Origin of the sequence: Bradyrhizobium sp. 187 (genome assembly GCF_023101005.1) — a bacterium.
GTDB lineage: Bacteria > Pseudomonadota > Alphaproteobacteria > Rhizobiales > Xanthobacteraceae > Bradyrhizobium > Bradyrhizobium canariense_D.
The window spans coordinates 6,817,328-6,838,860 of the sequence record NZ_CP064693.1 but is presented as its reverse complement, the minus strand read 5'-3'; the positions used below and the strand labels follow the sequence as shown (position 1 = coordinate 6,838,860).

Annotated in this window: 21 protein-coding genes; 14 read left to right on the top strand and 7 right to left on the bottom strand. The window is 64.2% G+C overall.

Translation table 11 applies throughout. The features are described 5' to 3' along the window. The first annotated feature begins 6 nt into the window (after positions 1-6). The 10 genes from IVB19_RS33065 (at position 7) to IVB19_RS33020 (ending at position 9,474) form a co-directional block, all read left to right on the top strand. On the top strand, positions 7-1,662 hold the full coding sequence (locus tag IVB19_RS33065) for a nitrite/sulfite reductase (RefSeq protein ID WP_018454649.1): 1,656 nt from the start codon (positions 7-9) through the stop codon (positions 1,660-1,662). Beyond that, positions 1,649-2,164, top strand: coding sequence for a DUF934 domain-containing protein (locus IVB19_RS33060; RefSeq protein WP_018454648.1), 516 nt, complete (start codon positions 1,649-1,651; stop codon positions 2,162-2,164). Before IVB19_RS33065 ends, IVB19_RS33060 begins: the two co-directional genes overlap by 14 nt. Next, entirely contained in the window at positions 2,161-2,892 is a 732-nt protein-coding gene (locus IVB19_RS33055) for a phosphoadenylyl-sulfate reductase (protein ID WP_018454647.1), read from the top strand. The genes IVB19_RS33060 and IVB19_RS33055 overlap by 4 nt, the downstream gene beginning before the upstream one ends. 108 nt (positions 2,893-3,000) lie before the next feature. Next, positions 3,001-4,014 (top strand): sulfate ABC transporter substrate-binding protein, encoded by a 1,014-nt coding sequence (locus IVB19_RS33050; protein ID WP_018454646.1) that lies wholly within the window; start codon positions 3,001-3,003, stop codon positions 4,012-4,014. An 87-nt stretch (positions 4,015-4,101) separates the two neighbouring features. Then, a complete protein-coding gene (cysT, locus tag IVB19_RS33045) occupies positions 4,102-4,887 on the top strand; it encodes a sulfate ABC transporter permease subunit CysT (protein ID WP_018454645.1) in 786 nt (261 codons plus the stop codon). A gap of 10 nt (positions 4,888-4,897) precedes the next feature. Next, entirely contained in the window at positions 4,898-5,809 is a 912-nt protein-coding gene (cysW, locus tag IVB19_RS33040; RefSeq protein ID WP_018454644.1) for a sulfate ABC transporter permease subunit CysW, read from the top strand. Then, on the top strand, positions 5,799-6,836 hold the full coding sequence (locus tag IVB19_RS33035) for a sulfate/molybdate ABC transporter ATP-binding protein (RefSeq protein WP_026232778.1): 1,038 nt from the start codon (positions 5,799-5,801) through the stop codon (positions 6,834-6,836). Before cysW ends, IVB19_RS33035 begins: the two co-directional genes overlap by 11 nt. Positions 6,837-6,926: 90 nt before the next feature. After that, positions 6,927-7,430, top strand: a complete 504-nt coding sequence (locus tag IVB19_RS33030) for a CAP domain-containing protein (RefSeq protein WP_026232777.1) — start codon at positions 6,927-6,929, stop codon at positions 7,428-7,430. Between the two features lie 78 nt (positions 7,431-7,508). Then, complete coding sequence (locus IVB19_RS33025; RefSeq protein ID WP_018454641.1) at positions 7,509-8,684, top strand: DUF3734 domain-containing protein; 1,176 nt, start codon at positions 7,509-7,511, stop codon at positions 8,682-8,684. 1 nt (position 8,685) lies between these two features. Continuing rightward, positions 8,686-9,474, top strand: a complete 789-nt coding sequence (locus IVB19_RS33020) for a 3-hydroxybutyrate dehydrogenase (protein WP_018454640.1) — start codon at positions 8,686-8,688, stop codon at positions 9,472-9,474. Between the two features lie 47 nt (positions 9,475-9,521). On the opposite strand, the gene IVB19_RS33015 is transcribed toward IVB19_RS33020, so the two are convergent. The 3 genes from IVB19_RS33015 to IVB19_RS33005 all read right to left on the bottom strand — a co-directional run bounded on the left by IVB19_RS33015 (position 9,522) and on the right by IVB19_RS33005 (position 12,878). Continuing rightward, entirely contained in the window at positions 9,522-10,346 is an 825-nt protein-coding gene (locus IVB19_RS33015) for a sulfite exporter TauE/SafE family protein (protein ID WP_018454639.1), read from the bottom strand. A gap of 195 nt (positions 10,347-10,541) precedes the next feature. Continuing rightward, positions 10,542-11,900, bottom strand: a complete 1,359-nt coding sequence (locus IVB19_RS33010) for a flippase (protein WP_018454638.1) — start codon at positions 11,898-11,900, stop codon at positions 10,542-10,544. 138 nt (positions 11,901-12,038) lie between these two features. Continuing rightward, positions 12,039-12,878 (bottom strand): protein-disulfide reductase DsbD domain-containing protein, encoded by an 840-nt coding sequence (locus IVB19_RS33005; protein WP_018454637.1) that lies wholly within the window; start codon positions 12,876-12,878, stop codon positions 12,039-12,041. Between the two features lie 142 nt (positions 12,879-13,020). Between IVB19_RS33005 and IVB19_RS33000 the strand changes: the two genes are divergently transcribed. Further along, a complete protein-coding gene (locus IVB19_RS33000) occupies positions 13,021-13,665 on the top strand; it encodes a YqgE/AlgH family protein (protein ID WP_018454636.1) in 645 nt (214 codons plus the stop codon). A 157-nt stretch (positions 13,666-13,822) separates the two neighbouring features. Here the strand turns inward: IVB19_RS33000 and IVB19_RS32995 are convergent, their stop codons facing one another. Both IVB19_RS32995 and IVB19_RS32990 read right to left on the bottom strand, forming a co-directional pair. Then, positions 13,823-14,710, bottom strand: a complete 888-nt coding sequence (locus IVB19_RS32995; RefSeq protein ID WP_018454635.1) for a TauD/TfdA dioxygenase family protein — start codon at positions 14,708-14,710, stop codon at positions 13,823-13,825. A gap of 201 nt (positions 14,711-14,911) precedes the next feature. Continuing rightward, positions 14,912-15,691 carry an SDR family NAD(P)-dependent oxidoreductase gene (locus IVB19_RS32990; RefSeq protein ID WP_018454634.1) on the bottom strand — a complete coding sequence of 260 codons (780 nt, stop codon included), beginning with the start codon at positions 15,689-15,691 and terminating at the stop codon, positions 14,912-14,914. Between the two features lie 99 nt (positions 15,692-15,790). Here IVB19_RS32990 and IVB19_RS32985 point away from each other — a divergent pair, with 99 nt between their 5' ends. After that, positions 15,791-16,528: an SDR family NAD(P)-dependent oxidoreductase gene (locus IVB19_RS32985; protein ID WP_018454633.1), complete on the top strand. Its 738-nt coding sequence runs from the start codon at positions 15,791-15,793 to the stop codon at positions 16,526-16,528. Between the two features lie 73 nt (positions 16,529-16,601). Next, positions 16,602-16,970 carry a CsbD family protein gene (locus IVB19_RS32980; RefSeq protein ID WP_018454632.1) on the top strand — a complete coding sequence of 123 codons (369 nt, stop codon included), beginning with the start codon at positions 16,602-16,604 and terminating at the stop codon, positions 16,968-16,970. A 174-nt stretch (positions 16,971-17,144) separates the two neighbouring features. On the opposite strand, the gene IVB19_RS32975 is transcribed toward IVB19_RS32980, so the two are convergent. After that, positions 17,145-18,833 carry an SGNH/GDSL hydrolase family protein gene (locus IVB19_RS32975; protein ID WP_018454631.1) on the bottom strand — a complete coding sequence of 563 codons (1,689 nt, stop codon included), beginning with the start codon at positions 18,831-18,833 and terminating at the stop codon, positions 17,145-17,147. Positions 18,834-19,048: 215 nt separating this feature from the next. Then, on the bottom strand, positions 19,049-20,446 hold the full coding sequence (locus IVB19_RS32970) for a lytic murein transglycosylase (protein ID WP_198293349.1): 1,398 nt from the start codon (positions 20,444-20,446) through the stop codon (positions 19,049-19,051). Between the two features lie 203 nt (positions 20,447-20,649). Here IVB19_RS32970 and IVB19_RS32965 point away from each other — a divergent pair, with 203 nt between their 5' ends. After that, a complete protein-coding gene (locus IVB19_RS32965; RefSeq protein WP_026232775.1) occupies positions 20,650-21,525 on the top strand; it encodes a UTP--glucose-1-phosphate uridylyltransferase in 876 nt (291 codons plus the stop codon). Positions 21,526-21,533: the final 8 nt, after the last annotated feature.

Here is a 21,533-nt window from a genome sequence, read left to right as displayed (position 1 = left end):
TTTCTTATGTATGCTTACGATGAAATCGACCGCACGCTCGTCAACGAGCGCGTCTCGGAATTCCGCGACCAGGTGAAGCGCCGCCTCTCCGGCGAGCTCACCGAGGACGAGTTCAAGATCCTGCGGCTGCAGAACGGCGTCTATCTGCAACTGCACGCCTATATGTTCCGCGTCGCGATCCCCTACGGGACGCTGGCGTCGAACCAGCTGCGGGCGCTCGCCCACGTCGCGCGCAAATACGACCGTGGCTACGGCCATTTCACGACGCGGCAGAACATCCAGTTCAACTGGATCAAGCTCGCCGAATTGCCGGATGCGCTGGCCGATCTCGCCGAGGTCGGCATCCATGCGATGCAGACCTCCGGCAACAACATGCGCAACGTCACCTCGGATCAGTGGGCCGGCGTCGCGCCCGGCGAGATCGAGGATCCCCGCATCTGGTCGGAGCTGATCCGCCAGCACACCACGTTGCATCCGGAATTCTCGTTCCTGCCGCGCAAGTTCAAGATCGCGATCACCGCGTCGGACCACGACCGGGCCGCGATCAAGATCCACGACATCGGGCTGAAGCTGATCAAGAACGAGAAGGGCGAGACCGGCTTTGAGGTGCTGGTCGGTGGCGGGCTCGGACGCACGCCGTTCATCGGCAAGACCATCAAGCATTTCGTCCACGGCCGCGACATTCTCAGCTACATCGAGGCGATTCTGCGCGTCTACAACCAGTACGGCCGCCGCGACAACATCTACAAGGCGCGCATCAAGATCCTGGTGCACGAGCTCGGCATCGAGAAGTTCTCGCGCGAGGTCGAGGAGGAGTGGCAGCACATCCGCAACTCCTCGCTCCAGATCGACGACGAGGTGGTCGAGGACATCCGCTCGCGCTTCACCTATCCTGCCTACGAGAAGCTGCCGCACATGCCGGACGAGCTGCGCCAGGCCGCGGCCGATCCCGATTTCGAGGCATGGCGCAAGAACTCGGTGGCCCCGCACAAGGCCCAGGGCTATTCCATCGTCACGATCTCGCTGAAGCCGATCGGCGCGCCTCCGGGCGATGCCACCGCCGAGCAGATGGATGCGCTCGCCGATCTCGCCGACGAATACTCCTTCGGTGAGATCCGCGTCGGCCACGAGCAGAACCTCGCTCTGCCGCATGTCGCCAAGCGTGACTTGCCGGCGCTGTGGAAGGCGCTCGACAAGCTCGGGCTGGCGACGCCGAACGTCAATCTGATCACTGACATCATCGCCTGCCCGGGTCTCGACTATTGCTCGCTGGCCAATGCGCGCTCGATCCCGATCGCGCAGGAACTGACGCGGCGCTTCGCCAATCATGAGCTGGCCAATCTGATCGGCCGGTTGCACATCAACATCTCCGGCTGCATCAACGCCTGCGGCCATCACCATGTCGGTCATATCGGCATTCTCGGCGTCGAGAAGAACGGCGAGGAGGTCTACCAGATCACCATCGGCGGGCGCGCCGACGAGAGTGCCGCACTCGGCAATCTGATCGGCCCCGGCGTCAAGTTCGACGAGGTCGCCGACGTCGTCGAGGACATCGTGGAAGCCTATCTGGCGCTGCGCGAGCGGCCCGAAGAGCTGTTCATGGACACGGTAAAACGCCTCGGCGTCGAACCCTTCAAGGAGCGCGTTTATGCCACTCGTTAACGGCGGAAAGATCGCCGACGACAGCTTCGTCAAGCTCGCCGTCGACACGCCGCTGCCCGAGGGCGGCGACATTCTGGTGCCGGCCGAGCGTTTCGTTGGCGAGGCGGATGCGTTGCTCAAGCGGACCGGCAAGGTCGGTGTGATCTGGCCGAACAATCGCGACATCGCCGAGCTGGTGCCCTATCTCGGCAAGATTGCCGTCGTCGCGCTGGTGTTCCCAACCTTCCGCGACGGACGCGCCTACAGCCAGGCGCGGCTGCTGCGCGAGCGTTACAATTACCGCGGCGAGTTGCGTGCGACGGGCCAGATCCTGCGGGACCAGTTCGTGTTCATGCTGCGCGCTGGCTTCGATTCCTTCGACGTCAAGAAGCAGGCCGACGCGGAAGCGTTCATGCAGACCGCGAAGCGCTATTCGGTCTTCTACCAGCCCACCGGCGATGGCCGCATCACGGCGCTGCACCGGCGCATGCAGCTGCGTCATTCCGAGGGTGTCGGCACGTGAACGCAATCGCGTCTCCAATTTCGGCAATCTCCGCCTCGGCGCTGCCCTCGGCGGAGGACCTCGATCGCGCCTTGCGCGATGCCTCGCCCGCCGAAATCATCGCCGCTGCGCTGAAGACGGTCGGGCGCGACAAGCTTGCGCTGGTGTCGTCCTTCGGTACGGAATCGGCGACGCTGCTCAAGGTGATGGCGGATGTCGATCCGGCGATCCCGGTGATCTTCCTCGACACCGGCTGGCTGTTCGAGGAGACGCTGGCCTATCGTGATACGCTGATCGCGACGCTGGGCCTGAAGGACGTCCGCTCGATCAAGCCTGCCGAGGAGACGCTGTCGCGCGGAGATCCCGACCGCGACCTCTGGTTTTCCGATCCCGACGCTTGCTGCCGTATCCGCAAGGTCGAGCCGCTGGCGCGGGCGCTGAAACCGTTCGATGCATGGCTCAACGGCCGCAAGCGCTTCCAGGGCAACTCGCGCGCCGACATCCCGGTGGTCGAGGACGACGGTACGCGGTTGAAGTTCAATCCCTTCGCCAATGTCTCGCGGGAGGAACTCGAGGCGATTTTCGCCCGCGCCAAATTGCCGCGTCATCCCCTGGTCGCGTCGGGATTTCTATCGGTTGGGTGTATGCCTTGCACGAGCAGAACGGCCGAAGGCGAGGATGAGCGTGCCGGTCGCTGGCGTGGCCGGGCCAAGACGGAATGCGGCATCCACACGATGAAGACTTCGTAGCAAAGTTACGCTGCCCGGCTACGAACAAGAAAATCCGGTTCCGTTGACTTAAGCGCGTTTCGCCCCGAGTTATGCCTGCCATCGATGACGCCGACGTCATTGATGTGAATGGAGATGGACATGATGCGTCGTATCGTTCCGCTCGCGGCAGGACTGCTCGTGACAGGCTTGTTGGCAAGCGCGGCTCTTGCCGCTGACATCACTCTGCTGAACGTCTCGTACGATCCGACGCGCGAGCTCTATGTCGAGTTCAACAAGGCGTTCGCGAGTGCCTATCAGAAGGAAACCGGCAAGAGCGTCGAGATCAAGCAGTCGCATGGGGGCAGCGGTTCGCAGGCGCGCGCCGTGATCGACGGATTGCAGGCCGACGTGGTGACGCTTGCGCTCGCCTACGACATCGACGCCATCGCGGGCAAAGGCCTCACGACGGCCGACTGGCAGAAACGGTTGCCGCAAAACTCGTCGCCCTATACCTCGACCATTGTGTTCCTGGTCCGCAAGGGCAATCCCAAGGCCATCAAGGACTGGGACGATCTGCTCAAGCTCGGCGTCGCCGTGATCACGCCGAACCCGAAGACGTCAGGCGGCGCGCGCTGGAATTATCTGGCCGCCTGGGGCTTTGCGCAGAAGAAATACGGCTCGGCGGACAAGGCCAAGGATTTCATCGGAAAGCTCTATCAGCAGGTGCCGGTGCTCGACACCGGTGCGCGCGGCGCGACCGTGACCTTCGTCGAGCGCGGCGTCGGCGACGTGCTGCTCGCCTGGGAAAACGAGGCGTACCTGGCGCTCAAGGAATTCGGTCCGGAGAAATTCGAGATCGTGGCGCCGCCGCTCTCGATCTTGGCGGAACCGCCGGTGACGATCGTCGATAAGGTTGCCGATAAAAAAGGCACCCGTAGTGTCGCCGATGCCTACCTGCAATATTGGTACACCAAGGAAGGTCAGGAAATCGCGGCGCGCAACTTCTATCGTCCGCGCGATCCCGAGATCGCCAAAAAACATGAAAACTCCTTCGCGAAGGTCGAGCTGTTCACGATCGACGAACTTTTCGGCGGCTGGACCAAGGCGCAGAGGGAACATTTTGCCGACGGCGGCGTCTTCGATCAGATCTACAAGAACTGATCGGGCGCTGTCGGCGGGGCTTAAACAGGGGGCCTGGTGAGCGCAATCGCAGCACGACGCCGGACATTGCCGGGCTTCGGTCTCACCATGGGGCTGACGCTATCCTGGCTGTCGATCATCATCCTGATTCCGCTCGCCGGCCTGTTCCTGAAATCGGTCGAGCTGAGTCCCGAGCAGTTTTGGAACATCCTCTCCAGCCGCCGCACCCTGAATGCGTTGCGCGTGTCCTTCGGACTCGCCTTCGCAGCCGCCTGCGTCAATCTGGTGATGGGCAGCATCATCGTCTGGGCGCTGGTGCGCTACCGCTTCCCCGGTCGGCGGCTGTTCGATGCCATCGTCGACGTGCCGTTCGCGCTACCTACGGCGGTTGCCGGCGTCGCGCTGACCGCGTTGTTCGCCGAGAAGGGCTGGCTCGGCGCGCCGCTTGCGGCGGCCGGCATCAAGGTGGCGTTCACGCCGGTCGGCATCTTCGTCGCCATGATCTTCATCGGTATCCCGTTCGTGGTGCGCACGGTGCAGCCGGTGCTCCAGGATCTCGACCCAGAGATCGAGGAGGCCGCGGGCAGCCTTGGCGCGAGCCGCTGGCAGACCATCATTCGCGTGATCCTGCCCTCGCTCGGTCCGGCGCTGCTCACCGGACTCGCGCTCGCCTTCGCGCGTGCGGTCGGCGAATACGGCTCGGTGATCTTCATCGCCGGCAATCTGCCCAACGTCTCCGAGATCGCGCCGCTGCTGATCGTGATCCGGCTCTCCGAATTCCGCTATGCCGATGCGACCGCCATCGCGGTTGTCATGCTGGTCGTGTCCTTCGTCATTATCTTCGCGGTCAACCGGCTCCAGCGCTGGGCGCAGAGCCGGATTCCGGTGCGGTGAGGACGGGGCCATGACGATGCAGATCGCAGATTCCGTCCCACTCCCGGCCTCCGACGCCAAGGCACGCGCGTACGCAGCCGCCGCGCGGAACAACCTTCGCACCGAACCGCGCGCGGTCCGCATCGTCATCATCGCGCTGGCGATGACCTTTCTATCAGTCTTCGTCGTGTTGCCGCTGGTCGTGGTGTTCGCGCAGGCCTTCTCGAAGGGAATTGGCGCTTATTTCGCCGCGCTGACCGACCCGGAGGCGCTGTCCGCGATCAAGTTGACGCTGTTGGTTGCTGCAATTTCCGTCGGCCTCAATCTCGTCTTCGGCCTGGTCGCGGCTTGGGCGATTGCAAAATTCGAATTCTCGGGCAAGACCTTCCTGATCACGCTGATCGATTTGCCGTTCTCGGTCAGCCCGGTGATTTCGGGCCTCGTCTTCGTGCTGCTGTTCGGCGCGCAGGGCTATTTCGGCGGCTGGCTGCGCGATCACGACATCCAGATCCTGTTCGCGGTGTCGGGCATCGCGCTTGCGACCACCTTCGTGACCTTCCCCTTCGTGGCGCGGGCGTTGATCCCGCTGATGCAGGAGCAGGGCACGCAGGAGGAGGAGGCCGCGATCTCGCTCGGCGCCTCGGGCCTGCAGACCTTCTTCCGCGTCACGCTGCCCAATATCAAATGGGGCGTGCTGTACGGCGTCCTGCTCTGCAACGCGCGCGCGATGGGCGAGTTTGGCGCGGTCTCCGTCGTTTCCGGCCATATCCGCGGCGAGACCAACACGATGCCGCTCCTGGTCGAGATTCTCTACAATGAATATCAGTTCGTCGCGGCGTTCGCGATCGCCTCGCTGCTCGCGATGCTGGCGCTGATCACGCTGGTCGCGAAAACCGTTCTCGAAAATCATCTCGACGAAGGACATGACGCAAGTGAGCATTGAAGTCAGGAATCTCGTCAAGAAGTTCGGCAGCTTCAAAGCTCTCGACGGCGTCGACCTCAAGGTCAATGACGGCGAGCTGCTCGCGCTGCTCGGTCCGTCTGGCTCCGGCAAGACCACGCTGCTGCGGATCATCGCGGGGCTGGACTGGCCCGATTCCGGGGAGGTATCTTTCAACGGCGAGGACGCGCTGGCGCAGGGCGCGCGCGAGCGGCACGTCGGATTCGTATTCCAGCACTACGCGCTGTTCCGCCACATGACGGTGTTCGAGAACGTCGCCTTTGGCCTCCGCGTGCAGCCGCGCGCGATCCGCAAGGACGAAGCGACCATCCGTGCGCGCGTCAAGGAGCTACTCGATCTCGTGCAGCTCGATTGGCTCGCCGACCGCTACCCGAGCCAGCTCTCCGGCGGCCAGCGCCAGCGCATCGCGCTGGCCCGCGCGCTCGCGATCGAGCCACGTATCCTGCTGCTCGACGAACCCTTCGGTGCGCTTGATGCCAAGGTGCGCAAGGAGCTGCGTAAATGGCTGCGCTCGCTGCACCACGAGATCAACGTCACCTCGATCTTCGTCACCCATGACCAGGAGGAGGCGCTCGAAGTCGCCAACCGCGTCGTGGTGATGGACAAGGGCAAGATCGAGCAGATCGGCTCGCCCGATGACGTCTATGAGAGCCCGGCGACCGCCTTCGTCCACAGCTTCATCGGCGAATCCATCGAGCTTCCGGTCCTGATCGCCGACGGCGTCATCAGGCTTGGCGACCGGCCGCTTCAGCTCGCGGCAGATGGGCTTGCGCCTGGCGCGTCAAGACTGTTCGTGCGGCGGCACGACATGCTCGTTGGCCCGCCCGGCAGCGGTGCCTTCGAGGGCGCCGTGCAGCACGTCCGGAATTTCGGTCCCGTGCAGCGGGCCGAGGTGGCATTATCAGGCGGAGAGACCATCGAGATCGACGCTCCGCGGGACAGGGAACTGCGCGCCGGCGACACGATCGGCCTGGAGCCCCGCCGCTACCGGATATTTGGGGGCGCCTGAGCGGGGTCAACCGGTCAATTTTTCCTCAATATTCACCTTTCAGCCACGGTTGGTATGCAACAACGGCGCCTGATTTGGGGGCTCCTGTTCATGCGCGTCGCGGCCGCGATATCAATCCTTTTGCTGCTCGCCGGCTGCGCCGGCAACGAAGCATCGGTCCAGCAGCCCTCGATGTATGCCGATATGGCTGTCCCGGGCGCAAAGCTCGACGCGCAGGCCGCAGCGATCATGATCTCGCAATACCGCCAGAACAACGGGCTCGGCACCCTCGTGATCGACCCCGAACTGATGCGGCTCGCCGAATCTCAGTCCCAGGCCATGGCTGCCGCCAACAAGATGGACCATGACGTCCGCGCGCCGCTGGCCAAGCGCCTCAGCGCCGGCGGCTATCCGGCGACCGTTGCGGTCGAGAACGTCTCGGCCGGCTATCATACGCTGGCGGAAGCGTTTTCCGGCTGGCGCGACTCGCCCCCGCACCGCGCGAACATGCTCAAGAGCGGTGTCACAAAATTGGGCATTGCGGCGGGCTATGCTCCCGGCACCAAATACAAGGTGTTCTGGACCATGATCCTGGCCTCGACGGACTCCCGATAAGCCAGACTTGATCACGGGATGCATTGACGCCGCGGCAGACTGTCGCCACGGTCGCTCGCCATCTGCTACTGTTCCCGCATGACCGATCATAGCCCGGAAGTCGCAACTATCCCCGCGAACGCGCAACGTGTCCTGGTCCTCCAGGGCGGCGGCGCGCTCGGCTCCTATCAGGCCGGCGCCTATCAGTCGCTCTGCCATGCCGGCTTCGAGCCGGACTGGGTCGCCGGCATCTCGATCGGCGCGGTCAACGCCGCGATCATCGCCGGTAACGAAGGGCAGACGCGCGTCAAGCGGCTCAAGGAATTCTGGGAGATGGTCTCCGCGCCGGTGCCGTGGAAGCCGATCGGCAAAAGCGAGCACAGCCGCGAACTGTTCAATTCGACCAGCGCCGCATTGATCGCGACCTTCGGCGTGCCCGGCTTCTTCGTTCCGCGCATGCCGCCCGCGCCGCTCTGGCCGCCCGGCAGCCCCCAGGCCGAGAGCTATTACGATACTGCACCCCTGAAGAAGACGTTGGAGCGTCTGGTCGATTTCGACCGCATCAACGATCTGAAGACGCGGCTGTCGGTCGGTGCAGTCGGCGTTACCTCCGGCAACTTCAAATATTTCGACAATTTCGAGTTCAGGAAGCTCGGCAAGAAAATCGGACCCGAGCACATCATGGCCTCCGGCGCGCTGCCGCCCGGCTTTCCGTCCATCGTGATCGACGGCGAGCATTATTGGGACGGCGGCATTGCCTCCAACACGCCGCTCGACTACGTGCTGGACGCCGAGACCGACCGCGATCTCCTGATCTTCCAGATCGACCTGTTCAGCGCCCGCGGCGATCTGCCGACCTCGCTACTCGAGGCGACCGAGCGCGAGAAGGACATCCGCTTCTCGAGCCGCACGCGGATGAACACCGACAAGAACAAGCAGGTGCACAACGCCCGCAGGGCCGTGCGCGACCTGATTTCCAAATTGCCCGATTATCTCAAGAACGACCCTTCCGTGGAATTCCTTGCCAAGGTATCGCGCGAAAGCACCGTGACTGTGGTGCACCTGATCTACCGCAGCAAGAACTACGAATCCTCGTCCAAGGATTACGATTTCTCGCATGTCGCCATGGTCGAGCATTGGGAAGCCGGCGTGCGTGACGTGCATCTGTCGATGCGCCACAAGGATTGGCTCGAGCGGCCGCAATCCGGCGAGACCATGGTGACCTACGATCTCACGGGGGACGTCACTGCGCCCCCGCCAAGAAGGAGCGAATAATATGGGTAGTCTGTCAGGCAAGAACGCCGTCGTGACCGGGTCGACCAGCGGCATCGGACTTGCCTATGCGCGCGCCTTCGCCGCCGCCGGCGCCAATGTCGTCATCAACGGGTTCGGCTCGCCGGAGGACATCGAGAAGGAGCGCGCCAAGATCGAGTCCGATTTCGGCGTGAAGGCGGTCTATTCGCCGGCCGACATGACCAAGCCGGCCGAGATCGCCGGGATGGTCGCGCTCGGCGAGAAGAGCTTTGGTTCGGTCGATATTCTCGTCAACAATGCGGGCATCCAGTTCGTCTCGCCGATCGAGGAATTCCCGCCGGAGAAATGGGATCAGATCATCGCGATCAACCTGTCCTCGGCGTTCCATGCCATTCGCGCCGCCGTCCCGGGCATGAAGAAGAAGGGCTGGGGCCGCATCATCAATACCGCTTCCGCGCATTCGCTGGTCGCCTCGCCCTTCAAGTCGGCCTATGTCTCGGCCAAGCACGGCATCGCCGGCCTGACCAAGACCGTGGCGCTCGAGGTCGCGACCAGCAAGATCACCTGCAACTGCATCAGCCCCGGCTATGTCTGGACGCCGCTGGTGGAGAAGCAGATCCCCGACACCATGAAGGCCCGTAACCTCACGCGCGACCAGGTCATCAACGACGTGCTGCTCGACGCGCAGCCGACCAAGGAGTTCGTCACCTCCGAGCAGGTCGCAGCCCTCGCGCTGTTCCTGTGCGGCGACGATGCCGCGCAGATCACCGGCACGAATCTGTCGATCGACGGCGGCTGGACCGCGGAGTAGACCGCGATCGCTGGCGAATGGCGGAAGCCGAGCTCCGCCATTTTCGTTCAGTGCGTCCAGGCCAGCGCCGTCTCGAATGCCGAGGACAGGTGCAGCTCCGCGAACATGATCTTGCCGGCGACCACGAACAGCACGCTGGCGAGTGTGAGGCGCAGCACCGTCTCGGGCACGCGCGTCGCGCTAAAGCTGCCGACGACGATGCCGGGCAGCGAGCCCAACAGCAGCACGCCCATCAGCGCCCAATCCACGTCGCCAAGCGCCCAGTGCCCCATTCCGGCGATCAGCGTCAGCGGGACCGCATGGGCGATGTCGGACCCGACGATGGTCGCCACCGGCAGGCGCGGATAGAGCAGCAGCAGAACGGTGACGCCGACCGCGCCGGCGCCGACCGATGAAATCGAGACCAGCACACCGAGCACGATCCCGGTGACGACCGTCGCGATCGCCGTGGCGCGGTCATCGACCTGCTCCAGGCGCCGGCGATAGCGCTCCATGATCGATCTGCGGAAGATCAGCGAGGTCGCTGTCAGCAGCAGCGCGAAGCAGAGCACGAGGTTGACGAGATTGCGCTCGGAATCGCTCTTGAGGTCGAGCTTCCAGAGCACCAGCAGCGTCAGCGCGCTCGCCGGAAGGCTGCCGCAGGCGAGCCGCAGCACCGCCGGCCAGTGCACGCTGCGCGACCAGCCATGCACCACGCTGCCGCCGGTCTTGGTGGCGGCAGCATAGAGCAGGTCGGTGCCGACCGCGGTCGATGGATGAATCCCGAACAGGAGGATCAGCAGCGGCGTCATCAGCGAACCGCCGCCGACGCCGGTCATCCCGACCAGCAGGCCGACGCCGAAACCAGAGGCGACGTAGAGTGGATCGATCATGTCCAGGGAATCTTAGGTTTATCTCGTCAGTTGGGCAATACGACGTAGAATAAACTTTCCCTGCGGTGCAACCGCTTGGGCCAAATAAGAAAAATCGTGCTGTGCCCTTGGCAATAAATAGGTGTTTCGCGTTGTTCCCGGGCATGCTTCGAAGCAGCCGTTCCCCGAGAGCAGCACGCGAAGGCAGTCGGAAGTCTATTTCCCAAACGCCAGCACGTGCAGGCCGAGCCGCTGTCGCACGATCCAGAACAGCAGCACCGTCTCGAAACTGAGCGAGATCGAGGTCGCGGCCGCCGCGCCATGGCCGCCGAAGCGCGGCACCAACGCGATGCAGAGCACCAGGTTCATCGCAAAGGCCAGCGCATAGGCCAGCGCGCAGATCTTCTGCTGGCCGAGCATGTTGAGCAGCCGTTCGACCGGGCCGATCGCGGCACGGACCACGAGGCCAATCGCGGCGACGAACATGATGTCGTAGCCGATCACGAATTGCGGCCCGAACAGCCAGAGCAGGGGCTTGCCGAGCGCGAGCAGCACGATGGTCGCCGCCAGCGACGGCCAGAACGTCCAGTTGATGGCATGCGCCACGTAAGCCGACAGCCGCGCCTTGTCGCCAGCCGCGTTGTATTCGGCGAAGCGATGCGCGGTCGTCGCCGACATCGCGTAGTGGATGAAGGAGACCAGCGCCAGCGTCTTCACCACGGCGAAATAGACGCCGACCTCGTCGGAGGGGCGGAATTGCTGAAGCACCAGCACGTCGGTATAGGACAGCAGCAAATAGAAGCTTTCGACCAGCAGGATCGGCAGCGACACGGCGAGCCAGCCGCCGACGTCGTAGGCCTTGGGGCCCGCCTCGATGTGATCGGCGAGCTTGCGGTTCAGCACCACCATCTGCCCGGTCATCGCGATCCACACCGCGCCTGCGCTCGCGATCATCGCGGCAACCGCGCCGAGATGATAGCCGAGCAGGAAGGCGCAAGCCGTGATGCCGATGATTAGTGTCTGGCGGATGATGAATTGCGGCATCAGGCCGAGTTGCATCCAGTCATGCGAACGGGCGATGCCGTCCTGGGTGTTGGCGACGACGAAAGCGGGCAGCGTCATGCAGCCGATGTAGAGCGGCAGCACTTCGGCGGGATCGATCCAGGGCGAGAGCAATTTGACGATGCCCGCGAGGCCGAGCGAGACCAGCGTGGAGGCGCAAAAGGTCAGCCAGCGGCTGCCCGAGAGAAAGCCGCGCAGCAGCGCATGCTCGCCACGGCTGCGGTATTCCGGAATGATCTTTTGCGCGGAGGCCGAGATGCCAAAGTCCATCATGCTGCCGAGCAGCAGCACCCAGGTCCAGACATAGACATAGACGCCGTAGTCCGACGTCCCCATCCAGCGCGCGAGCAGGACCTGCGAGAAATATGCAAGGCCGGCGCTGATCACGCGGATGAGGAAGATGGTGCCTGCCAGCCGCCGCGTCAGCGACGCTTCGCTCGACCCGCCCGTCAATTTGTCGCGCAGCCGCGCGATGAGGCCGGCAGGTCCGGTCGTTGCGGGTTCTGCATCCATCACGGCCAATTCGAAGGATCCCCGAGGCGCACACGAATGCTGCGGCAGACTTGCCGCAGTAGCCCTGGGGATTAGCAACCATTCGTTAAGATTCGGTTGGATCAAAGATGTCGTCCGGGCGAACGCCAGGACGACCACTCACTCCAGATTGGTATTGAACTCGTACGACTTCTCCGGTCCGACCAGCGTGAACTTCAGCGCTGCGCCGCCGGGCTGGGCGCCCGGCGGCAGGCCGTCGAGTTCGAAAGAAAATCGCTTCACGCCCGGTGGGCTGGGCTCGACCGGCGCCGGGATGGGCAGCGCCCAATCGGGCGTCGGACCTTCCACGAACAGACTGACGGTGCGCGCATCCGGAACGACCACGTCGACCACCACATTCTTGGGCCCATCACGCTTCACGTCGCGGATGGTGAGCGGATTGGGATCGCCGATGGCGGCAGGTTTGGGCACGGTGTCGAGCGCTGCACGCAAATTGGCGTCCTCGGTCGAGGCGACGCTGTTGAAGCCAAGCTCGGCGCGGGCCTCGACGGGAATGCAAAGCTTTTCGCACACCGCATAATTGATCTCGGCGCGCAACGTCACCGGCTTGTCGGCCGCCTTGGCGATGATGCGCAGGGGCAGCACGATCTGGTCGTGATAGCCGATCGAATGGCCGCCCGCGCCGTCGTCGAATTTCTGCGGGGCCGGCCACATCACCGTCACCGCTTCGACATTGTCGGACTTCGAGAAATCGAAGCGCGGCGGAACGCCGGAATCGCCCGGCATGCGCCAATAGGTTTTCCAGCCGGGCTGGATCTGGAAGGCGATACCGCCGAGCAGGACGGCGCCGCTGCGCGATCCTGCCAGCAACCGCACCGCGGAATGTCCGTCGCGCTGCCACGGCGATGCGTCGTCGGCATGGGCCGCAAGCGCCAGCGAGGACGCGAGCAGGGTTGTCGCGACGCCAATCGCCGCACGCCGGGGAACTCTTGTCAGCATGGTACGTCTTTACAGGGTCGCCCGGCGGCAAACCATTGAATTGCTTGTGATGGATGCACTTGAATCAAGTCCCTGAAAGCCTTGATTTGACAGCGGCCCGGCCCGACATCAGGATAGGAATTGAAACCGGAGTGCTTCACCGATGGCTCCCACAGGCAAGAGGACGGGCGAAAGCACCCGCAAGCCAGCCCCCGCGCTCCCGAGTTCGGCGGGCTACCTCGACGGCCAGCTGTTGATCGCCATGCCCGTGATGGGCGACGAGCGCTTCGAGCGCTCGGTGATCTATCTCTGCGCCCACTCCGCCGAAGGCGCGATGGGCATCATCGTCAACCATCCGGCCGGCAGCATCGACTTCCCCGAGCTGTTGCAGCAGCTCGGCATCATCAACAAGGGCGAGCACATCAAGCTGCCGGAGAATGCCGAAAGCATGAAGGTGCTGCGCGGCGGTCCGGTCGATACCGGCCGCGGCTTCGTGCTGCATTCCAGCGATTTCTACATCGAGAATGCGACGCTCCGGATCGACGACGGCGTCTGCCTCACCGCGACCGTCGACATCCTGCGCGCGATCGCCAACGGCTCCGGCCCCAAGCACGCCATCCTGGCGCTCGGCTATGCCGGCTGGGCGCCGGGCCAGCTCGAGACCGAGATCCAGAGCAATGGCTGGCTGCATTGCGACGCGGATTCGGATTTGATCTTCGGCGACGACGTCGACGAAAAATACGGACGCGCGCTGCGTAAGATCGGCATCGATCCTGGCATGCTCTCGAACGAGGCGGGGCACGCGTAGCGCCTCAGTGTCGTCCTGGCGAAGGTCAGGACCCATTACCCCAGGCTGCAATTGTTGAAGCAGGCTGGCAACCACCAGCCTTCGCCGAACTGGACATCGGTGGTAATGGGTCCTGGATCGGCGCTGCTTCGCTCGCTGGTCCAGGACGACTGGAGAACTACTCCGCCGCCTGCTGCTGCACCGTTGGCTCCGTGCCCGCCACCGTCGCGCGGCGCATGTCACGGGGCTGCGACTGGTCGTAGCGGCGGACGCGGTGCATGGTCTGGCGGTTGTCCCACATCACGAGGTCATGCAGCTTCCATTTGTGGACGTAGACGAACTCGCTTTGTGTGGCGTGCTCGTTGAGATCGCGCAGCAGCAGCCTTCCCTCGGGGACGCTCATGCCGACAATCTTGCCGGCATGCGATGAGAGATAGAGCGACTTGCGGCGATGGACCGGGTGGGTGCGCACGAGACGTTGCATCACCGGCTTGAACATCTCCTTCTCCTCGTCGGTGTATTCTGTGAAGCCCAGCGATCCCCGCGAATACATCAGCGAGTGCTCGCAGACGAGATCCTCGATCTCCGCCTTGGTCTCGTCGTCGAGCGCGTCATAGGCCGCCCGCATGTCGGCGAATTCGGTATTGCCGCCCTTCGGGTTGAGCACGCGGGCCGACAGCAGCGAGAATTTTGCCGGGATAGGGCGGAACGAGCTGTCGGAATGCCACAAGCAATTGCCGAGGTTGAACAGGTGCGCGCGGCTGTCCTTTGCCAGCGGCTTGCCGTCCTTGCCGAGATTGGAAACGTCGTTCAGGCCCGATTGGAGCCGGTAGTCCTTCTCCTTCGTGACCGTGCCGCCGCGCGCGTCCTCGCGCTGGCCGAAGTTTAGCGCAAAGGCCATCTGCTGTTCGTCGGTGATGTCCTGGTCGTGGAACACCAGCACTGCATATTTGTCCATGGCGGCTTCGATCTCGCGCGCCTCGGCCTCGGTGAGAGGTTGCCGCAGGTCGAGGCCCGAGACCTCGCCGACAAAATGTTTGTGAAGCTGCCGGATGGCGATCGTCATGACGTTTCTCCCGCGAACCGCGAGCGGTTGGTCCCGCTCTGTCGAGGAAAAAGTTACTCCCGTAACAAGCGATGTCAACGCTGGGCGCGCATAGCTGCCCGTAGCCCGGATGGAGCGAAGCGTAATCCGGGGAGTCTTCCTGCGATGTGAGAACCCCGGATTGCGCTGCGCTCCATCCAGGCTACGCACCTTTGGTGCCGCTTACGCGTTGCGCGCCATCAGGCCGCCGTCGACAGGGATGACCGCGCCGGTGAGGAAGGACGCTGCCGGCAGGCACAGGCTCAGCGTCATGTGCGCGACCTCTTCCGGATCACCGTAGCGGCCGAGTGCCGTGCGGCGCTTGGCGTAGATGGTCTTGTGCTCTTCCGAGATCCGGTCGGTGATGGCGGTGCGGATCGGCCCCGGGCAAATGCAGTTGACGGTGATGCCCTCGCGGCCAAGCTCCACCGCGAGCGAGCGGGTGAGGCTGGCGACGCCGCCCTTCGCCGCCGAATAGGGGCCGTGCAATGCGGTGGCGCCGAGCGCCTCGGTCGAGGCGATGTTGACGATGCGCGGGCTCTTCGACTTGCGCAAGTGAGGCAGCGCGGCGCGGATGATGCGCGGATGCGCCGTCAGCATCACCGCGAGGCCCTTGGCCCAGGCTTCCTCATAGGCGTCGTCGTCGATCGCGACGCGCACGGAGATGCCGGCATTGTTGACGATGATGTCGAGTCCACCGAAATGTGCAGCGACGTCGCCGACCACGCGCTTGATCTTATCGCCGTCGGCAACGTCGAGCTTCCAGGCTTTCGCGGCGCCGCCGCTTGCCACGATCTCCTTCGCGACGGCCAGCGCGCCCTGCTCGTCATAATCGGTGACGGCAACGTTCGCGCCCTCAGTGGCAAACACGCGCGCCGTCGCGCGTCCCATGCCGCTGGCCGCACCGGTAACGAGAACGGTCAGGCCCTTCACGGACCGGCTGAGTTGTTTGAAATCGGCCATGCTGTTTCCTCTGAGCCCTGCTTGTTCTTGTTGTGATTGACAAGGCTGTCATCGATCCGCAGACAGGTCAAACAAGCAAGACAATGAGGGAGGCCAGCGATGACGAACGAGCTCGATTTCTCAGGCAAGCAGGTGCTGGTTGTCGGCGGATCCAGCGGCATCGGCAACGGCATTGCGCAAGCCTTTCGCGTCAGGGGCGCGCAGGTTGCGGTCTGCGGCACGCGTGCTCACGCGAAGGAATATTCGCAAGCCGAAGGCTCGGATCTCACCGGTCTTTCCTATGCGCAGCTCGACGTCGGCAATGCCGGAGCGGTCGAAGCGTTCAAGCCGTCGTTCGATCGGCTCGATATCCTGGTGCTCGCACAGGGCGCGGTGCTCTATCGCCGCGGCGAGTTCGAGATGGCGGGCTTTCGCAAGGTCGTCGAGGTCAATTTGATGAGCCTGATGGCCTGCGCCACGCGCTTCCATCCCATGTTGCGGGACGCGCGGGGATCGCTGATTATGGTGTCCTCGACCGCGGCCTATCATTCCACCATGGGCAATCCCGCTTACAACGCGTCGAAGACCGGCGCGGTCGGACTAACGCGGACGCTGGGCGAGGCCTGGGCCGAAGATGACATCCGCGTCAACGGCATCGCGCCCGGTCTGGTCGACACCAAGATGACGAAGGTGACGACCGACAATCCCAAGCGGCTCGAAGGTGCACTTTCACGCATTCCGCTGCGGCGATTGGGCACCCCGGCTGACATGGCGGGCGCGGCGCTGTTCCTGGCATCGCCGCTGTCGTCCTACATCATCGGCCAGACATTGGTCGTCGACGGCGGGCTGATTCTCTGAGTCCAATTTCAAGTCAGATGGAACTGCGCCGCTCCTGATCGGTTACTTGGGCTGACCCCCGAGGAGGAGCATCATGGATAAGGATCGGATTGTCGGATCGGCCAAGGAATTCGCCGGACGCGCGGAAGGCGCTATCGGAGATTTGGCTAGCGATACGCAGACACAGGCGTCCGGCAAGGCACGCGAAGCCGCCGGCAGTGTGCAGAATCTTTACGGCCAGGCCAAGGATGCCGTACGTGACGCCACGGACACCGCGGCAAGCTATGCCAAGGACGCCTACGACAAGCCGGCCGAAACCTTGCGTGACGGCTCGCAGGCGATTGCCCAGAAGGTGCAGGACAACCCGATGGGCGCGCTGCTGGTCGCCGGCGGCATCGGCTTTGCACTGGCACTGCTGATGGCGCGGCCTTCGCGCCGCCCGCCGCCGCGCTGGCGCTACTAGGCTAAAGCCAACGCGCGATAAGCATCAGGGCCCCGGACGCAGCGCGGCGCGTACGCCGCGTTGCCGAGCCGGGGCCCATTCTTTTTGTGACTGTCGGACGAGCTGGGTCCCGGCTCTGCGCAGCAGCGTTTCCCGCTGCAGCGCGTCCGGGACACGAGAGCTCAGCTTAGAAAATTATCGGAACACTTCCGCCGATCGCCCGACGTTGCCAGGCGGACGCGGGATCGCAGGGTTGGGATTCGGATTGCGCGGCGCCGGCGCCAATTGACGCGGCGGGGGCGGCGGCGAGCCAAAGCCGAAGAAATCGCGCATCGATGGCGCTGCCTGTGCCGGTTGCTGCGGCGCCGGTGGCTTCTTCGGCGCAAGCTTTGGCGGGGCGATCGCCGCGGCCGCACCCGGCGTACCGCCATCGGGTGTCGTCGTGGCGACCGGCGTATCGCCCTTGGCCTGCTCGCGGCCGACTTCGCGGCGCGGCCAGGCATAATCGTCGGCGCGGCCGGCGGGCGCAGCCAGTGGCTCGCCCTTCACCATCGTCTTCGCAGCGAGCGCATCGACGGCGGCAGGACGTGAGCCCGGCCCACCCAGCAATTGATCGGTCGAGATCGAGGCCGCAACCAGCGGCACGATCGGACCGGCCAGCGGCCGCGGCGCGGGCTTGCCGGGTTCGGCACTGGTGTCGGGGGTCGCCGGTTCGCTCGGCAGCGCGATCGGGCCGGAGCGCCCGGCGAGCAGGCGGGTGATCTCGCGCTCGACATAGTGGGCGAGCTTGCGCGCGCCGGGTTTCGTGAAATAGACGCCGTCACCGCTGCGGAGCTGACGGATCTGGCCTTCGAAGTCCGGGCCCTTCTGCAAGAAGCGGCCGGCTTCGTCGACAAAGCCGTCCCAGACGTCGACATAGGTGATGCCGGCCTTGGCCGCGCCTTCGCGATAGAGCGAATCCAGGAACAGCATGTCCGCGGTGCCCTTGGGGCCACGGATGGCGGGCAGGCCGACCCAGAGCACCGGCACGCCCTTGGACTTGAGGACGTTGGCGAGCTCCTCGATCTTCTTGCCGTAGAGCTCGACCCAGCGCTCGTCGCGGAATTCGTAGAGGCCGTTCGGGTTGCGCGCGGTCTTCTCGGGCGCGGCGACCGCCGGTGCGTCAGCGTTGTCGGCATCATCCTGCGGCAGGTCGGCATCGGCCGGCTTGTCATCCGGCTTCGCGGCGGTGTCGCCGGGCTTGGCATCGCCAGGCTTGGCCGGTGGTTTGCCGCGCGCGCCCTTGTCGTTCTTCTTGTCCTTGTCCGTCGCCTTGTCCGATTTATCGGGTGCTGCCGCCTCGCGGATCGCGATGCGGTCGTTGAGGCCGAGCATCACCACGATCACGTCGGGCTTCTCGGTCTCGAGAATGCCTTTCGCAGCAGCGGTCCAGTCCGAGGGCTCGCCCTTGGGCTGGTACTTGATTAGGCCCGACGTGGTCTTGTGCTTGCGGATCACGCCCATGTCGGGCTGCTCGGTGTAGGCGTCCTCCAGGCCGTAGGCGAGCCAGTCAGCCATGGCGTCGCCGATCACCAGCACGTTCCTGTCGGGAATGGTGTCGCGCTTGGCCGGCGCCGGTGCGCGCGAAAAATCCTGGCGCGGCGCTTGCGGCTGTTGCTGCTGGAACGGCGCGAAGAAGTCGCCGCCGAACCATCCGCCGCCTCCGCCTCCGCCGTTGCGCGGCGGCGGCGGAGCCGAGCGCTGCGGCGGGCCGCCGAAGCCGGGGAAGTTGAAGAACTGCGCCGAGGCGGGTCCCGCGACCGACACCAGAATCGCAAGCGCCGTCCCCAGCGCGATCAGCGGGCCGGTCTCGGTCAGCACCTTGAACAGGGACTTCTTCGACATGCGATCTCGGCACGTGCAATAGGGATCAGGACAGGCTCGATATAATAACGGAATCGGGCGCCAAACGGGCAGATTCTCTTTCAGATTCTCTTCAGATCCTTGAGATTCTGGGCCCAGATTCTCGGCCCAGAATTATTGGCCCATACACGGCGAACCGCCGCCCCGGTCAAGACTGCCGGCCAAAATCCCTGTTCAGGGTTACTTTCGGCGCGATTTTACTGCCCCCGCAGCCGATTCAGCGCGTCGGAGGAGGCAAATCCATCCGCGGGGACCCCGATCGAGGCCTGGAAGTTGCGCAGGGCTTCCCGGGTCTGGCCGCCGAACTGGCCGTCGGGGGTGCCCCTGTAGAAGCCGCGCTGGGCCAGCAGCTGCTGGAGTTCCAGCCGCTCGGTCCGGGACAGCTCCCGTTCCTGCCGCGGCCAGGGCTGAACGAACGGCTGGCCGCCGCGGAGGCGATCGGCGAAATGGCCAATCGCCAGCGCATAGGCCTCGGCCGGGTTGTACTTCATGATGACCCGGAAGTTCTGCAGCATCAGGAAGCCGGGCCCTTGGGCACCGGCCGGCGCCAGCAGATAGGCCTTCTCGGCTGGATGCGGGAAGGGCTGGTTGGTCGGGCGCTTGAGGCCGAGCTTCTCCCACTGCGCTACCGTCATCGCCTTGGCGCGGTCGGCCAGCATGTAGTTGAAGCCTTGGGGCACCACGACCTCGTAGCCCCAGGTCTGGCCGGCCTGCCAGCCGTCCTTCTTCAGATTGTTGGCGGTCGACGCAATCAGGTCGGAGGGATTGTCGACGACGTCACGCCGGCCGTCGCCGTCGCCGTCCACGGCAAAGCGCTTGAACGCGGTCGGCATGAACTGGGTCGGGCCGAAGGCGCCGGCCCAGGAGCCGCGCAATTGTTCGGGCCTGAGATCGCCGCGGTTGAGGATCTCCAGCGCGGAGAGGAATTCGTCCTTGAAGTAAGCCTGGCGGCGGCCGATGCAGGCGAGCGTCGCGGTCGATTGCAGCACGCTGCGGTCGCCCATCTGCGTCGAGTAGTTGGACTCGATGCCCCAGATCGAGGCGATGACATAACGATCGACGCCGGTGGCTTTTTCGGTGGCCTCGAACTGCGCCTTGTATTTGGCCAGGACCTCGCGGCCCTTGGCGAGGCGGTTGTCGTTCACGAGGATGTCGAGATAATCCCAAATCGACTTGGTGAACTCGGGCTGCGAATCCATCAGGTCCATGATGCGCAGATCGGGCGCGAGGCCTTCAGTGAAGCGCTGGAAATTTTCCTGCGTGATGTTGCGCCGTGCGGCATCGGGCCACATGCCTGCGACGCAATTGTTGAAGTTACCCGCGGCCTCTCGGATCGCGGCGGCTGTCATCAGCGGATGCCCGGAGGCGCCATCCTCGCCGGTCCAAGGTTGAACTCCCGTTTGAGCGCCGCTGGGCCCGGGCGCTGCTGGCGAAGGCGCCTGGTTCGGGCCGGAGAAAATACCGCCGAACAGATTGGACAAACCGTTCTGAGCCTGCGCGCTGGCGGGAAGTGGGAACAGCAGGGCGGTCGCAATCATCGTCGCACCGGTCACGGACCCGCCCCGTTTTGCCAGCCCTGCCATTGATTGCATCATGTCCACACCTGTCCGGCCAAAATCCGCCATCAGGAGGCCTGGTTACGGTTGCCAACAGCTTAACAAAGGTGAAATTTTGATGGTGGCCTTTTTCTTAACTCTGTGAGGATGAGGCCCCACATCCGCCTTTGTTGGCGGCTGCAAACAAGCTAGCAAGATGCCATTGCTCCCTTCACGTGTTCCTCAGGTATTCGATCAATCCCATGAAAATCCGCAAAGCCGTATTTCCCGTTGCCGGCCTCGGCACCCGCGTCCTGCCCGCCACCAAGGCGATGCCGAAGGAAATGCTGACGATCGTCGACAAGCCGCTGATCCAGTACGTCTATGACGAGGCCCGGGAAGCCGGCATCGAGCACTTCATCTTTGTCACCGGCCGCAACAAAAGTGTCATCGAAGATCATTTCGACCGGATGTTCGAGCTCGATGCGACGCTGGCCGCGCGCGGCAAGAAGACCGAGCAGGACGTTCTGGCGCAGAACCAGCCGGAGGCCGGCGCCGTCAGCTTCACCCGCCAGCAGGCGCCGCTCGGCCTCGGTCACGCGGTCTGGTGCGCACGCGACATCGTCGGCAACGAGCCGTTCGCGGTCGTGCTGCCGGACGAGCTCGTGCTCAATTCGCCCGGCTGCCTGAAGCAGATGATCGACACCGCCAGCAAGCTCGGCGAAAAATCCAATGTCATCGCGGTCGAGGCGGTGCCCGACCATCTGACCCATCAATACGGCATCTGCGGCGTCGGCAAACGCACCGGCAAGATGTTCGAGGTCGACGGCATGGTCGAGAAGCCGGCCAAGGGCACCGCGCCCTCCAACCTCTCGATCACCGGCCGCTACATCCTGCAGCCGGAGATCTTCAAGATCCTGGAGACCCAGGAGCGCGGCGCCGGCGGAGAGATCCAGCTCACCGATGCCATGATCGGCCTCGCCAGATCGCAAAGCTTCTACGGCGTCGAGTTCGAGGGCGAGCGCCATGATTGCGGCTCCAAGCCCGGCTTCCTCCGCGCCAACATCGCCTACGGCCTGAAGCGGCCGGAGCTGCGTGACGGGCTCATTGCGGAAATGAAGAAGTATTTGGGGCAGTAGCGCTCCGC